The following is a 13714-nucleotide window of genomic DNA, read 5'->3' as shown; positions in this document are numbered from 1 at the left end:
CGCCATGGCACCAGACTCGCCCGATCCGTCTCGCTTGCCGCCGCGTCCGCGACGCCCTGCGCGCCGCTCGCGCTACGCCCGGCGCGACTTGCTGGCGCTGCGCAAGGAACTCGTGCTGACCCGCATCACCGTCGAGCGGGCCGAGCTGGGCGAGGCCGTCGACCAATGGCGCCACGCCGCGCGAGGCTTCGGCTGGGTGCGTCTGTTGGCGCGCGGCCGCGGGCAATCCGCCGCACAGAGCCTGTTGTCTCTGAGTGGGCTGCTGCAGCGTTATCCGTACCTGAGCTCGGTGGCCTCGCTCGCCCTGACCGGGTTGACGCGTACGCGGCTAGGTAAAATCGTGCGGCCAGTGGCGAAATGGGGGGCGTTCGGCATGCTCGCCTGGAAAGGCTACACGCTCTGGCAAGCGGCGAGCGCTCGCGGCGACATATCGACGGCGACACGCACGACACCGGACAGCGACGACGACTTCTCGCCGCCGTGAGCGCGGCGGCGACACCCCGCCCCGCTCACGATGGGACGGGGTCGAACGGCAATCAGAATGCCATGCGCTGCAGAATCCGCTTGCCCACCAGCTGATGCTTGAGCACGCCGGCAACATGCAGGAAGACAAAGCCTGCCAGCAGCACATTGGAGTAGAAGTGGATGGATGCCCACATCGCCAGAGCTCGCGGATCGTGCAGCGGCTGGGGAATGTGGATCAGATTGAAGATATTCACCGGCCGCGACATCATCAGCCAACCCGACACAAACGACAGCAACGCCATCGAGTAAATCAAAACCTGCACACTCTTGGCCAGTACGATATTGGGCGTGCTGAGTTGCGTGAGCGGCGGCGCGCGAAAGGTCATCCGGTAAATCACGCGAAAGAAGAACAGCGGCGTGAACAGCGCGGTGGCCGACACGTTGATAAACGAAATCCAGTTGAATACCGCCTGGCTGGGCTTACCGAGCGCAGCGTAAAAGCCGGAGAAAATACCCCAAAGAATCAGAACGGCAAACAGCCAGTGGAGCACGACCGCCAGCGGCGGAAATTTTTGAGTTCTCATGATCGATTGATTCATCCAAAAAATAATTGCCGTCATGAACAACGCCGTAATGGCTGCGATCGCATGCGCGGGCAACAGGTCAGTGATTTCACCGCTCGCATTGTGCTGGCGAGACCGGGACTGCTGAACGAGAAAAGGGGGGAACGGCGGCAGAACGTCGCCGCCCCGCGTTAAGACAATTCCCAACCGCCTACCCAAAAATGCAATCTGGATAAACCGTCCAGCCCGGCGCATGACAAATTGACGGGGTCGCAAACATTCCGAAGCCGGGACCGACAAATTCTTATCTCGCAGGTGACGCCTTCCTGCCGCGACCAGCGGCGCATGTCGGTACATTCGTGGCCGACCCAGTCCCTCCGAATCCGTACCATGTTTGCATCGAAAGCTGCCGAACCGGCCCTCTGGCGCCTCCTGTCGATCGTTACCCTATTGATTATTGCGCTCTGGTGGCTCAGCGCCCCGCGCGATCTATTCTCTGCGCCGCTGAGCGTTACCGAGATCGCGCGCGAAGCGATCCTGCTCAGCGGCGTTTGGGCCTATGTGCTGCTGACGCTTGCGATCGTTGTGGTGATGCGTTGGCGCTGGATCGAAAGGCCGCTGGGCGGACTCGACCGTTGCTATCGACTGCACAAATGGGCCGGCATCGCGACCGGCGCGGTGGTGTTGCTCCATTGCGTCCTGGAATGGCTTCCCGGCGGGCTCGCCCGGGCTCGCTCGCAACCGTCAGCCGACGCGTCGAGACAGCTCGGCCTGGACTGGAACGCAGCGACGCAGGAAATGGCTGAGCTGGCCAACGGCACGATGCTGTGCGCGTTGATCGCCATTGCGCTGTTGCGCAGCATTCCTTACCGCTGGTTCCGCAAGACGCATCGGCTATCGGCCTTGCTTTATTTGGCAACGACCTGGCATGCGCTGCTGTTATTGCCGCCGCAACTGCGATTCACACCGTTGGGCGCCCTGATCGGCCTGAGCGCGCTATTTGGCTGTGCGGCAGCGGTCGTTTCCGTTACCGGCGGGGTCGGGCGGCGCCGGCGCGTGCGCGGAACGATCACCGGGCTTGAAGCCCATAACGGCATACTGGAAGTCGAGTGCACCCTGGCCGCGCGCGGCCTGCCGCATCGCCCCGGCCAATTCGCCTATGTCTGCTTCGATCCCGCCGAGGGCCCCCATCCATTCACAATTGCCGGCGCCGACCCCGGAGCGAGGAAAATCCGCTTTGTCATCAAGGCGCTCGGTGACTACACCGGGCAGCTTGCCAATCGACTGGCCGAGGGACAGCAAGTGACAATCGAAGGGCCCTACGGCGGTTTCGATTTTCGCGGCACCGCCCGGGAGCAAGTCTGGGTGGCCGGCGGCATCGGCTTGACGCCATTTCTGGCACGCCTCGAGTATTTGCGCTGGCTCGGCCGCCGCTCGCCGTCGGTGACATTTTTCTACTGCACACGCAACGCCGCCACGGACCCGTACGTGTCGCGGTTGCGCACGCTTTGCACGCAAACCGGCGTGACGCTCGCACTGGTCGACAGTGCGCGCCAACGGCCACTCGACTTCGATGCGATCGCCGCGGGGCTGCGCGATCCGAGCGGCGCCGAGTTGTGGTTCTGCGGCCCGGCCCGCTTCGGCGCCACGCTGCAGCGCGCCTGGCGCACGACCGGGTTGCCCGGTCGGCGGTTTCACCGTGAATGGTTCGAAATGCGCTGAAGGCGGCTCACGGCGCTCACAACTTGTTTTCGCCAGGCCTCGGGTTGATTGGTGGCGATGCGGGTGCCGTATCGGTCAGTCTGGCGCGACCGAGTGCATTGACCACGACGGCACGAGCTTTGTCGCCGCACGTAAATGTGACCGTTCCCGACAACCAGTTCCAACGGCCCGCACGGGTATAGCCATTGGCCGCATAGGCGATAAAGGGCATCGCCTCACCGCCGCTCTGACGCGATGTCGCGGCAATGCCGCCACGCAGCGCCAACTGGCGTATCAGTATGGCCTCGCCCGGATCGTGCCGGTTGTTCAGGTTATTGTCGACGAACGTCATCCAGCCCGAAGACCAGTCGGCGCCGTCGAGCGGCGCAACCACCACGCGCGCTTGACGAGAAAGCGCGGCCGCGCGCGCGTGGTGCAGCGTCGCCAGAAAATCGTGGGCGGCGCTACGCAGGGCCAGGCGGCCCACCACATTTTGCAGGGAAGGTGTCACGGCCAACGCGAGCAAGCCGACGATGGCCAACACGATCAGCAATTCGACCAGAGTCACGCCGCGCGCCCGGATCCGTGGACATACGCATGCATTGCGCACCGGCATCACCAGCAGCCGGCCGGCCCCGGCAGGCGCCCCGCCGCGCCACGTTGGCCGTCGCTTTGCAACAGCAGTTCCCCGCAGATGCCGTCGTCAAACCCGTGCGGTATCGCGCGCACACGCACGCACAATCGATAAGACGCCTGCTCGCCATTGCCAGCATCGCCCGGGGCTGAGCCGGTGCAAGGTGCCATCGCCACCCGGTAAGCGCTGCGCGTCGGCGTATCGGATGAATAAGCATCGAGGCCCGGCCATGGTTCCTCGGGCTTGTCCCGGCTGTGGCCGTAGGTGCCGCTCACCAAATAGTGCTGCTCGAGCCGCTGCAAATTGCGCAGCAGCGCCGCCTGGCCCTCGGCACGCTTTGCACGCAACACATAGGTCGTGTAACCGCTGTATGCGAACGATGCCAGCGCGGCGACAATCGCCACGGCAATCAGTAATTCGATCAGGGTGAATCCCGCGGTATATCGTTTCATCTCTCGTCGATCTCGTTAATCGGCTGTGCCATCGACTGGCAGCACGACGCGAATCGCATCGGCACGCATCTCGTCCCAGGTGGTGATTTCGCGCCAACTCAAGCGCCCCGTGGGCGGCCGTTGGGTCGCCGAGCCCGCTTCGCTTGGTGCGGCTGGCCGCGCGCGGCGATACACGCTTTGCAGAATCACCGGTTGCCGCAGCGTCGGCCCGTAGCCGGCTGCCGTGATGCGATATAGTCCATCGAGTGACGTCTCGTCCGGCGCGCGCGGGATCGCCGGCAGTGCCTCGATGACATAGCGCGGCAGCCGCGCAACCGGCAGACGCGCCCCGGTGAAGGTGCCATGGGCGACACTTGGCGCGGTCACGGAATCGTCGTCGAAATTTATCGTCAGCCAGATGGGCGGCTGTCCGGGCGCGCTTTGGCACAGCCCCTGGCGCGTGCCGTTGCGCTGACAGATGCCGGGGACGAACGGCTCGCGCGTGTACGCGGCGTCGGTGCGAGCCACCGCTACTGGCGCCGATGCCGGCGGCTGCGCGAACAATGTTGCCCGCGAGCCATGCACGATATCGCGCTGCGCATCGGCCAATGCCGCTTCGGCCGCATAAAATGCGTGCGTGCGTTCACGCTCGGCGTGTGCAATGCGCGTGCTCAGTTGCACGACACGCAGCGCCGACATGCCGAGCATCATCATGCCGGACAACGCCAACAGCGTCACGACCAGCGCCAGGCCGCGCTGTGCGGCGAACGCTCGACACCCTATGCCACGCCTGCTCACGACGGATGGCGCACGGCGTTGCGCAACTGAATCGTGGCAGTCACCAGATGCCGCGGCCGCGTCACGTCAACGTCCGGGCGATAGATGCCGTCGGTCTCGGGGTAATGGCGCCCGAACAGATAAAAGACGCCGGGCGGCTCCACCGAGCCGAGCGCGATCGGACTGCGCAGCACCAGCGCCAGTTGCACCGCTACCACCTGGTGCCATTGCGCGGCCTGCAGCTGGCGCGCCGGCAAGAACCGCTCCGGTACGCCATCGCCATTCGCGTCGATGCCGTAGATCACCTGAAAATTCTCGACTCCTTCGACCAATGCCTCCGCGCGGCTACCGTCCGGCGAGCGGAAATAACGGCAATACAATGCCGGCTCGCCGTTGCTGCTGCGCGTTACGTAAAAGACGCTGCGACCACGCTCATCGGCCGAGGCTGAACCGCCGACACGGGGCCCGGCCACGCGCCGGCCGGCACAATCGAGCACACTGCCGTCGCCCTCCCCCGCGCCACTGCCTTCGTGCCTGACCTCAAGCAAATCGCTGCCGTTCACGCTCGGCCCGCAGGCGGCAAACGCCAGCGCGCAGTTATCCTTGCCGCGAATGGCCGGCACCCGCTCGCGCAATGGCGGCCAGGCGACGCGGCCGGCATCGGGATCCCAGTTGCGATATCCCGCCATGCGCACCACACGCCTGAGAATCGTCAACGCGAACGCGCCGCGCTCGTGCAACGCGGCAAGCTCCATCTGGTACACATACGCCCGCTGCGAGGCGAGCAGCATGGCAGCAGCGGCAAGCAACAGGAGTGATCCCAGGCTCAGCGCGATCATCAATTCGATCAGCGACGCGCCACGCCAACGCTGGTGCTCGAGCGCCCGTGTCATGCGATATCAGGCTGGAAAATAAAAAGGCGCGGGCAGGTGAAATACCCGCAAATGCTCGGCCTGCGTTCCCACCCGCCAACCGATGCCAAGCGAAGGCGCCGGTGCGCCAAGATCGCCGCATTGCCACTGGGCACCCGACACCGCCAATTTGCCATGCGGACAAAGCACGCCATGCGCGGCGCTCAGACGCAAGCGCAGCGCCGCTTGCCACGAGCTCCACTGGGCCGCCGCAAGCACATCGGGCTGGCAAGGGCCGGCATGACATTCAGCCGACGAATCACCGTGACCGCCGAGGGCCGCCGCATGCGCCAGCGCCGGGTTGACGAGCATGGCCTCGGCCAGATCGCCGGCCAGCTCTGCCGCCGCCATATGGTGGGACGCATCGCGGTGAGCGTGCAGCACCAGCGCCTGGAGTTTCGCGGCACCCAGCAGGCCGACCGTCAGGATCGCCATGGCGATCAGGATTTCGATCAGCGAGAACCCATGCATTGACGCGCCTTCTCCGACTGGACTGATTCAGGAAGGCGCATTGTGCGGAGAAGCGGAATCTTCGTCAAAGGTGAAGATTCCGAAATGCAACGGCGTTGTGAGCGACTGGCGCTCATGCAAAAGCAAACGGCAGCCAAAGCTGCCGTTTGCAGTGAGACCGGTAGTGTCGGTATCTCAATGTTTGAGCGATTCGATCAGTTCGATATAACTGGTCATCGCGGCGTCTGGCGTGACCCCTTTGAGCATGGCCCAGGCGTCGAATTTGGCACGCTCGACCATCGCCGTCATGCCAGGACGCTCGCCTGCCGCATCACCCTGGGTCGCCTGTTTGTACAGCGCATAGATGCGCAGCAGCGTGAGATTATCGGGGCGCTCGGGCAGCGTCTTGGACGCGGCCACGGCCTCGTCGAAACGCATTTTCAGATCGCTCATTGGAAGCTTCCTCCATAAAGAATCGACAGGATGTGATGAGCTCGAGCATAGCCGCGATTGCCGCGCGCACCTAGCGCGCGGCTAGATGCATGCCTCTAGTCGGACGCAGCGCGAGCGCCGCCGGATGCGCCGACCTGCACCGGTGCGTCCGCGGGCCGTGGCGCATCGCCGGTATGCGCGATCCAGCCGCCGCCCAGGTACTGGTACAGATCGACCAGATTGGTCAGGCGCTGCATGCGGGCGGTAATCAGCGACTGCTGGGCCGAGTACAGATCGGTTTGTGCCGTCAGCACCGTCAAATAGCTGGCTGCGCCGTTCTTGTAAAGCAGATTGGACAAATCGAGCCGGCGCTGCTGAGACACGACATACTGCTGCAATGCCGCGATCTGGTCGTCATAAGTACCGCGCGCGGCCAGTCCATCCGAGACTTCCCGAAAAGCCGTTTGGATCGCCTTTTGGTACTGGGCAATTGCCACATTCTTCTGCAGATGCGCGAGGTCCAGATTCGCCAGGTTGGTGCCCGCATCGAAGATCGGCAGCGTGATCTGCGGCGCGAACGCCCACGCTGTCGAGCCCGCCTTGAACAACCCGCCGAGCGTGGCGCTCTCGGTGCCATACTGAGCCGTCAGCGCGATCTTCGGAAAGAATGCCGCGCGCGCCGCGCCGATATTCGCGTTGGCTGCGCGCAACCGCTGTTCCGCGGCCATAATGTCGGGCCGGCGCGTGAGCAAATCGGACGGCAGCCCGGCTGGAATGTCGGCCAGGATGTGCTGGTCGTCGAGCGGCAACGGCGCCGGCAGATCTGCCGGCAGCGGCTCGCCGACCAGCAGCGTCAATGCGTTCCCGGCCTGCGCGCGCAAACGTAACTGGCTGGCCAGGCTGGCGCGCGCCTGCTCGACCACGCCCTGGGCTTCGCGCAGGGTCAGCTCCGAACCGGTACCGACATCGAATTGCAGCTTGGCCAACTGGTAGGAAGCCTGAGCATTGCGCAGCGTCTCGCGTGTGACCTCGAGTTGTTCGTCGTAAGCGCGCACCACGAGATATTGGTCGGCGACCTGGGACACCAATGAGATTTCCGCCGCCTTGCGCGCTTGCGCAGTCGCCAGGTATTGGGCCAGCGCCTGTGCCTTGAGGCTACGGATGCGCCCCCAGAAATCGAGCTCCCACGATGCGGCGCCCAGCCCGACCGAATATACACCGGAGATCTGCTTGCCCGACGAGCTCAGGTCAGCCGGCACGTGCGAGCGCGTATCGCTGGCCGTCGCGTTGACGGTCGGAAACAGGCCGGCACGCACGATCCGGTATTGCGCCGCCGCTTCCTGCACCTGCAATGCCGAGACGCGCAAGTCGCGGTTATTGCGCAGCGCCAGCGCCACCAATGCGCGCAGGCGCGGATCGCCGAAGAAATTCTGCCAGCCGATGTCGACCGCGGGCAGTTGCCTGGCCGTATCGGCGGGCGGGCTGGTCCGATATGCGTCGCCGGTCGGAAAGGCCGCGGCCACGGCGGTTGCCGGGCGCTCGTAATGCGGCTGCAGCGAGCAGCCCGCCATCAGCGCTGCCGCCACCAGAGGGAATGGCAGAGAAAGCCTGTTCATGAGTGATCTCCTTCGGAATTCCGCGCATCGCTATCGGGCGTTGCTGCGCCTCGCGAGTCCGGATTGCGTTTGGAGAATTTCTCGCGAATCACCACGAAGAACATCGGAATCATGAAGATAGCCAGGAAGGTCGCCGTCACCATGCCGCCGATGACGGCCGTACCGATCGCGTGCTGGCTGGCCGACCCGGCGCCATTGCTGATCGCCAGCGGCAACACGCCGAGAATGAACGCCATCGACGTCATCAGAATCGGCCGCAGCCGCAGGCGCGCCGCCTCCACCGCCGCGGCCATCGCCGACATGCCCTGCTCCTGGAGGCTCTTGGCGAACTCCACGATCAGAATGGCGTTTTTCGCCGACAACCCCACCGTGGTCAGCAAGCCGACCTGGAAGTAGACGTCGTTCGAGAGGCCCCGCCCGGTCGCCGCCAGCAAGGCGCCGATAATGCCCAGCGGCACTACCATGATGACCGAAAACGGAATCGACCAGCTTTCATACAGCGCCGCCAGGCTGAGGAACACCACCAGAATCGAAATGGCGTACAGCGCCGGCGCCTGAGAGCCCGACAGACGCTCCTGATAGGACAGGCCGGTCCACTCGTAACCGATGCCCTTGGGCAGCTTGCTGGCGAGCTTTTCGATTTCGTTCATCGCCTGGCCCGAGCTTTTGCCCGGCGCGGCGCTACCCTGGATTTCCACCGACGATACGCCGTTGTAGCGCTCCAGTTTGGGCGATCCATAGGTCCAGGAGGCGTTGGCAAACGATGAGAACGGCACCATCTTGCCTTGCGTGTTGCGAACGTACCAGCGGTCGATATCGCTTGGATTCATGCGATACGGCGCATCGGCCTGCACATAGACGCGCTTGATACGGTTGTCGGTATCGAGAAAGTTGTTGACGTAGGCCGAGGCCCAGGCAATCGAGAAGGTCTGGTCGATCGAGGCGAGCGGCACGCCAAGCGCGCTGGCCTTCTCGCGGTCGATATGCACCTTGAACTCGGGCTGGTCGTCCAGGCCATTGGCCCGCACCAGCGCCAGATCGGGGTCCTTCGCGGCCGTCCTCAGCAGTTCGTTGCGAGCGGCCATCAGCGCCGCGTGCCCGAGGCCCGCGCGGTCCTCCAGTTCGAAGTCGAACCCCGACGCCGTGCCAAGCGATGGGATCGGCGGCGGATTGATCGGAATCACCACGGCATTCTTGTATGAGGAGAAATGCGCGAAGATCCGCCCGATCAACGCCTGCATCTTGTCCTTGTCGGCCGTGCGCAGACTCCAGTCCTTGAGCCGCACGAATACCAGCCCGGAGTTCTGGCCTCGCCCGGCGAAGTTGAACCCCGCGACCTCGAAGGTCGACTGCACCACGTCACGTTCCTGATTCAGGAGGTAGTGACTGACGTCGTCGAGCGCCTGCTCGGTGCGTTGCTGCGTCGTCCCCGGCGGCGTCTGCACCTGAATGAACATGGTGCCCTGATCTTCGTTGGGCAGGAACGATGTCGGCATGCGCACGAACAGCAGCGCGACCGCGCCGATCAGCAGCAGGTACAGCAGCAGCCAACGGCCCGAGCGCTTGAGCACATGCTGCACGCCCGTGTGATATTTCTGCCGGCCATTGTCAAAGGTGCGGTTGAACCACCCGAAAAAACCCTGTTTTTCGGCATGATGCCCTTTCGGAATCGGCTTGAGCAGCGTCGCGCAAAGCGCCGGTGTGAGAATCAACGCCACCAGCACGGACAGAATCATGGCTACCACGATGGTCAGCGAGAATTGGCGATAAATCGCACCGACCGCACCGCCGGAAAAGGCCATCGGCACGAACACCGCCGAGAGCACCAGCGCCACGCCGACTAGCGCGCCGGTGATCTGCCCCATGGCCTTGCGCGTCGCGTCGCGCGGCGAGAGACCCTCCTCGGCCATCACCCGCTCGACGTTCTCCACCACGACGATCGCATCGTCGACCAGCAACCCGATCGCCAGCACCATGCCAAACATCGAGAGGGTATTGATCGAGAAGCCGACCAACGCCATCACGCCGAAAGTGCCGAACAGCACGACCGGCACGGCGATGGTCGGGATCAGGGTGGCGCGCAGGTTCTGCAGGAACAGATACATCACCAGGAATACCAGCACGATCCCCTCGAGCAGCGTCTTGACGACCTCCTCGATGGAGATTTTCACGAACGGCGTGGTGTCGTACGGATACTCGACCTTCAGGCCATGCGGGAAATACCGCGACAGCTCGTTGATTCTCGCGCGCACCGCGTCGGCTGTCTGCAAAGCATTGGCCCCGGTGGCCAGCTGGACGCCCAGGCCGGCCGCGGGCGCGCCGTTGTATTTGGTGTCGGTGACATAATTCTCGCCGCCCAGCGCCACGCGCGCCACGTCCTTGACGCGCACTTGCGAGCCGTCCGGATTGACCTTGAGCAGCACGTCGCCGAACTGTGCCGGCGTACGCAGCAGGGTCGCCTCGCTGATGGTCGCCGTCAGTGACTGACCCGGCACCGCCGGGGTGCCGCCCAGCTGTCCGGCGGCGACCTGAACGTTCTGGTCCTTGAGCGCGTTGACCACATCCACCGGGGTCAGGCCCACGCGAGCCAGCTTGTTCGGATCGAGCCAGATGCGCATCGCGTATTGGGTGCCGAACACGGTCACCGTTCCAACGCCATTGACCCGGCTGATAGGATCCTGCACATGCGAGACCAGGTAGTTCGCCAGGTCGTACTTCGTCATGCTGTGATCGGTCGAGACAAACGCCATCGCCATCAGAAAGCCGGTGCGGGATTTCGTCACGCTGACCCCCGCCTGCTGCACCGCCTGGGGCAACAACGGCGTGGCCAGTTGCAGCTTGTTCTGCACCTGCACCTGAGCGATATCCGGATTCGTTCCGGGCGCGAAGGTCAGGGTGATTTCCGCCGTACCGGAATCGTCGCTGGTCGAGGAGATGTAGAGCAGATTATCGAGTCCATTCATCTGCTGCTCGATGACCTGCGTCACCGTGTCCTCCACCGTCTGCGCGGACGCGCCGGCATAGGATGCGCGAATCTGCACCCCGGGCGGCGCGATGGTCGGATATTGCTCGACCGGCAGCGTCTTGATCGACAGCGCGCCGGCCAGCATCAGGACAATCGCGATCACCCAGGCAAAAATAGGGCGATCGATAAAAAACTTGGCCATGAACCGGGCTCCCGCTTATTGTGCCTGCCCCGGCGCGGCAGCCGCCGCGCCGGAGGCATTCACCGGCGGCATCGGCTGCTCGACCGGTTTGACCGTCATCCCGGGCTGCACCTTCTGCAGGCCGGCTACGATGACCTTATCGCCCGGCTCGAGGCCGCTATTGACAATCCAGTCGTTGCCGTAGGTCTGGCTGGCGCTCAGCGTGCGCAGTGCCACCTTGTCATCGGCGCCGACCACCAGCGCGGTGGGCGTGCCCTTGGCATCGTGCGTGACGCCGATCTGAGGCACCAGGATCGCGCGGTCGTTGACACCCTCTTCCAGGCGCGCCCGCACGAACATGCCGGGCAGCAATTCATGCTTCGGATTCGGGAAAACCGCGCGCAGCGTGACCGTGCCGGTGGTCTGATCGACCGTGATGTCGGTGAATTCGAGTTTGCCCTCAAGCGGATAAATCGAACCGTCGTCCAGCACGAGCTTTACCCTGGCCTCGTTGGGGCCGGCCGATTGCAGCCGGCCGTCGGCCAGCGCGCGGCGCAGGCGCAGCAGATCGACCGTCGATTGCGTGACGTCGACGTAGATCGGGTCGGTTTGTTGCACGGTCGCCATCAGCGTCGCCGCGCTCGCCTGCACATAGGCGCCTGGCGTGACGTTCGACACACCGATGGTGCCGGTGATAGGGGACGTCACGTCGGTGTAGCCGAGATTGATGCGCGCGGTTTCCACCGCCGCCTTGCCTGCGGCGACGTCGGCGGCTGCCTGTTCCTGCGCGGCTGCGGCATTGTCGTAATCCTGCTTGCTGACCGCGTGCGCGGCCACCAGCACTTTATAGCGGGCCGCCAGCGCCGAGGTCGAGGTCAGATTCGCGCGCGCCTTTTGCAGCGTCGCGCGAGCGCTGTCCAGCGCCGCCCGATAGGGTGCCGGATCGATCAGATAAAGACGCTGGCCGGCCTTGACCTGACCACCCTCGGTAAATTCGCGACGCAGCACAATGCCATCCACGCGGGCGCGCACCTGTGCCACCAGGTAAGCCGAGGTGCGCCCCGGCAATTCCGAGGTCACCGGCACGCTCTGCGCGTGCACCGTGACCACGCCGACTTCGAATGGCTTCGGCGACGGCGCCTGTTTCCTGGCACAGCCGCCCAGCAGCAGAGCCGAAACCGCGGCAACGGCGTAGATCAAACGCGTGGAAATCCGACCAAAACGCATAGAGCGACCTCTGTGTCTAGGCTGAGTTATTCAGTAACGGGATAAGCGGCAGCATCGTGATCGCCAGGGAGCGCCCGGCGCCGTGGCGCCGAGGAACGAGACGTGTGTCGCCTGGCGCTGCCCGGGCTTGCCTGGCAATCCGGCTACTGGCGGCGACGCCGTCATGCGTGTGGCAATTGGTATGGCTCGTCCGTTGTGCGGCTGCTATTATATATACATTCATTAATGAATGTTTTAATTGAAATACGTTGTAATGATCGGTTCCGCATAGTAAAAAGCCGTTTGACGCAAATCCCGGCGGCATAACGACACGACCCGGAGAACCGCAAAAATGGTCCGCCGAACCAAGGAAGAGGCCCTCGAAACCCGCCACCAGATTCTCGATGCCGCCGAACAGGTGTTTTTCGAGCAGGGTGTCTCACGCACCTCGCTGGCCGATATCGCGACGGCCGCCGGCGTCACGCGCGGCGCGATTTACTGGCATTTCAAGAACAAGGCGGATCTGTTCACGGCCATGTTCGACCGCATCCGCCTGCCGATGGAGACTATGGTCGAGCGCTGCCGGACCAGCGACCCCGACTCCGACCCGGCTCGGACGCTGCACCGCGTATTCACCCAGGTGTTGTGCGAGACCGCGCGCAATCCGCACCGCCGCCGGGTGCTCGACATCCTGTTTCATAAATGCGAATACACCGAGGAAATGGGCCCGGTGATGGAACGCCACCAGGAGGCCTGCGCCGATGGGCGCAGCCGCATGGAGCGTTGCTTGTGCGACGCGGTGTCTCTGGGGCAATTGCCAGCCGACCTCGATACGCGGCGCGCAGCTGTGCTGATGCACGCGATGCTGACCGGCCTGATCGGCAACTGGCTGTTCATGCCGGGCAGCTTCGACCTCGAGGCCGAAGCCGGCGCAATGGCCGATGGCTTCTTCGATATGTTGCGCTATAGCCCGGCACTGCGCGTGACCGCGGCGAAATGAGGCAGGCTCACGCCGAACGGTCGGCGCACGCCGGATTGAGCAGCGGCGCAAACGCCGCTGCGCGGGTGTCGAGCTGTTTGCGCAGATCGGCCTCGAGGCGCGCGTAAGCCTCCAGCACGGTGTGGCCGAACGGCGTGACGTTCGCGCCGCCGCCGGCTACGCCACCGATGTGGCGCGTCACCACCGGTTCGCGAAAATCCCGGTTCATTGCCTCGACCAGCAGCCATGCACGGCGGTACGACATCCCCAGTTGCCGCGCCGCGGCAGAGATCGATCCGGTTTGCTCGATGGCCTGCAGCAATTGCACCTTGCCGGGCCCCAGCACGCGCGCCTCGCCACAACGAATCCGCACCCGCAAGTCATAGCCGATCTCACTCATGGC

14 protein-coding genes are annotated in these 13714 nt (G+C 64.2%); 3 read left to right on the top strand and 11 right to left on the bottom strand.

Annotated elements, in window-relative coordinates:
- Window positions 1–4 precede the first annotated feature (4 nt).
- A complete protein-coding gene (locus EPN80_RS06705) occupies window positions 5–484 on the top strand; it encodes a DUF3318 domain-containing protein (RefSeq protein ID WP_293025038.1) in 480 nt (159 codons plus the stop codon).
- A 52-nt stretch (window positions 485–536) separates the two neighbouring features.
- Here EPN80_RS06705 and EPN80_RS06700 read toward each other — a convergent pair whose 3' ends face one another.
- On the bottom strand, window positions 537–1385 hold the full coding sequence (locus EPN80_RS06700) for a cytochrome b/b6 domain-containing protein (protein ID WP_293025036.1): 849 nt from the start codon (window positions 1383–1385) through the stop codon (window positions 537–539).
- Between the two features lie 33 nt (window positions 1386–1418).
- On the opposite strand from EPN80_RS06700, the gene EPN80_RS06695 reads away from it, so the two are divergent.
- Window positions 1419–2750: a ferric reductase-like transmembrane domain-containing protein gene (locus EPN80_RS06695; RefSeq protein ID WP_293025034.1), complete on the top strand. Its 1332-nt coding sequence runs from the start codon at window positions 1419–1421 to the stop codon at window positions 2748–2750.
- A gap of 16 nt (window positions 2751–2766) precedes the next feature.
- Here the strand turns inward: EPN80_RS06695 and EPN80_RS06690 are convergent, their stop codons facing one another.
- From EPN80_RS06690 to EPN80_RS06650, 9 genes are all read right to left on the bottom strand, one after another.
- Window positions 2767–3345 (bottom strand): GspH/FimT family pseudopilin, encoded by a 579-nt coding sequence (locus tag EPN80_RS06690; RefSeq protein ID WP_293025032.1) that lies wholly within the window; start codon window positions 3343–3345, stop codon window positions 2767–2769.
- Window positions 3345–3815, bottom strand: a complete 471-nt coding sequence (locus tag EPN80_RS06685; RefSeq protein WP_293025030.1) for a type IV pilin protein — start codon at window positions 3813–3815, stop codon at window positions 3345–3347. Before EPN80_RS06685 ends, EPN80_RS06690 begins: the two co-directional genes overlap by 1 nt.
- 15 nt (window positions 3816–3830) lie before the next feature.
- Window positions 3831–4592: a PilX N-terminal domain-containing pilus assembly protein gene (locus tag EPN80_RS06680; RefSeq protein WP_293048399.1), complete on the bottom strand. Its 762-nt coding sequence runs from the start codon at window positions 4590–4592 to the stop codon at window positions 3831–3833.
- Window positions 4589–5464: a PilW family protein gene (locus EPN80_RS06675; protein WP_293025026.1), complete on the bottom strand. Its 876-nt coding sequence runs from the start codon at window positions 5462–5464 to the stop codon at window positions 4589–4591. Before EPN80_RS06675 ends, EPN80_RS06680 begins: the two co-directional genes overlap by 4 nt.
- A gap of 6 nt (window positions 5465–5470) precedes the next feature.
- Window positions 5471–5953, bottom strand: a complete 483-nt coding sequence (gene pilV / locus EPN80_RS06670) for a type IV pilus modification protein PilV (protein ID WP_293025024.1) — start codon at window positions 5951–5953, stop codon at window positions 5471–5473.
- Window positions 5954–6127: 174 nt separating this feature from the next.
- Window positions 6128–6385 (bottom strand): acyl-CoA-binding protein, encoded by a 258-nt coding sequence (locus EPN80_RS06665; RefSeq protein ID WP_293025022.1) that lies wholly within the window; start codon window positions 6383–6385, stop codon window positions 6128–6130.
- Between the two features lie 95 nt (window positions 6386–6480).
- On the bottom strand, window positions 6481–7980 hold the full coding sequence (locus tag EPN80_RS06660) for an efflux transporter outer membrane subunit (RefSeq protein ID WP_293025020.1): 1500 nt from the start codon (window positions 7978–7980) through the stop codon (window positions 6481–6483).
- The gene (locus tag EPN80_RS06655) at window positions 7977–11147 is read right to left on the bottom strand and encodes an efflux RND transporter permease subunit (RefSeq protein WP_293025018.1); all 3171 of its coding nucleotides are present in this window, start codon (window positions 11145–11147) and stop codon (window positions 7977–7979) included. Before EPN80_RS06655 ends, EPN80_RS06660 begins: the two co-directional genes overlap by 4 nt.
- Before the next feature lie 15 nt (window positions 11148–11162).
- Window positions 11163–12353 carry an efflux RND transporter periplasmic adaptor subunit gene (locus EPN80_RS06650; RefSeq protein ID WP_293025016.1) on the bottom strand — a complete coding sequence of 397 codons (1191 nt, stop codon included), beginning with the start codon at window positions 12351–12353 and terminating at the stop codon, window positions 11163–11165.
- A gap of 331 nt (window positions 12354–12684) precedes the next feature.
- Here EPN80_RS06650 and EPN80_RS06645 point away from each other — a divergent pair, with 331 nt between their 5' ends.
- Window positions 12685–13332: a TetR family transcriptional regulator gene (locus tag EPN80_RS06645; protein ID WP_293025014.1), complete on the top strand. Its 648-nt coding sequence runs from the start codon at window positions 12685–12687 to the stop codon at window positions 13330–13332.
- Window positions 13333–13339: 7 nt separating this feature from the next.
- Here EPN80_RS06645 and EPN80_RS06640 read toward each other — a convergent pair whose 3' ends face one another.
- Window positions 13340–13711, bottom strand: coding sequence for a LysR family transcriptional regulator (locus EPN80_RS06640; RefSeq protein WP_293025012.1), 372 nt, complete (start codon window positions 13709–13711; stop codon window positions 13340–13342).
- Window positions 13712–13714: the final 3 nt, after the last annotated feature.

The sequence above is a fragment of the Pandoraea sp. genome, assembly GCF_004297875.1.
Taxonomy (GTDB): domain Bacteria; phylum Pseudomonadota; class Gammaproteobacteria; order Burkholderiales; family Burkholderiaceae; genus Pandoraea.
This window is presented reverse-complemented; position numbering and strand designations above follow the sequence as displayed.

Coding starts and splice junctions, on each gene's coding strand:
- EPN80_RS06685 (WP_293025030.1), bottom strand. CDS start 3,815: ATGAAACGATATACCGCGGGATTCACCCTGATCGAATTACTGATTGCC.
- EPN80_RS06690 (WP_293025032.1), bottom strand. CDS start 3,345: ATGCCGGTGCGCAATGCATGCGTATGTCCACGGATCCGGGCGCGCGGC.
- EPN80_RS06705 (WP_293025038.1), top strand. CDS start 5: ATGGCACCAGACTCGCCCGATCCGTCTCGCTTGCCGCCGCGTCCGCGA.
- EPN80_RS06645 (WP_293025014.1), top strand. CDS start 12,685: ATGGTCCGCCGAACCAAGGAAGAGGCCCTCGAAACCCGCCACCAGATT.
- EPN80_RS06640 (WP_293025012.1), bottom strand. CDS start 13,711: ATGAGTGAGATCGGCTATGACTTGCGGGTGCGGATTCGTTGTGGCGAG.
- EPN80_RS06675 (WP_293025026.1), bottom strand. CDS start 5,464: ATGACACGGGCGCTCGAGCACCAGCGTTGGCGTGGCGCGTCGCTGATC.
- EPN80_RS06665 (WP_293025022.1), bottom strand. CDS start 6,385: ATGAGCGATCTGAAAATGCGTTTCGACGAGGCCGTGGCCGCGTCCAAG.
- pilV (WP_293025024.1), bottom strand. CDS start 5,953: ATGCATGGGTTCTCGCTGATCGAAATCCTGATCGCCATGGCGATCCTG.
- EPN80_RS06655 (WP_293025018.1), bottom strand. CDS start 11,147: ATGGCCAAGTTTTTTATCGATCGCCCTATTTTTGCCTGGGTGATCGCG.
- EPN80_RS06700 (WP_293025036.1), bottom strand. CDS start 1,385: ATGTACCGACATGCGCCGCTGGTCGCGGCAGGAAGGCGTCACCTGCGA.
- EPN80_RS06695 (WP_293025034.1), top strand. CDS start 1,419: ATGTTTGCATCGAAAGCTGCCGAACCGGCCCTCTGGCGCCTCCTGTCG.
- EPN80_RS06650 (WP_293025016.1), bottom strand. CDS start 12,353: ATGCGTTTTGGTCGGATTTCCACGCGTTTGATCTACGCCGTTGCCGCG.
- EPN80_RS06660 (WP_293025020.1), bottom strand. CDS start 7,980: ATGAACAGGCTTTCTCTGCCATTCCCTCTGGTGGCGGCAGCGCTGATG.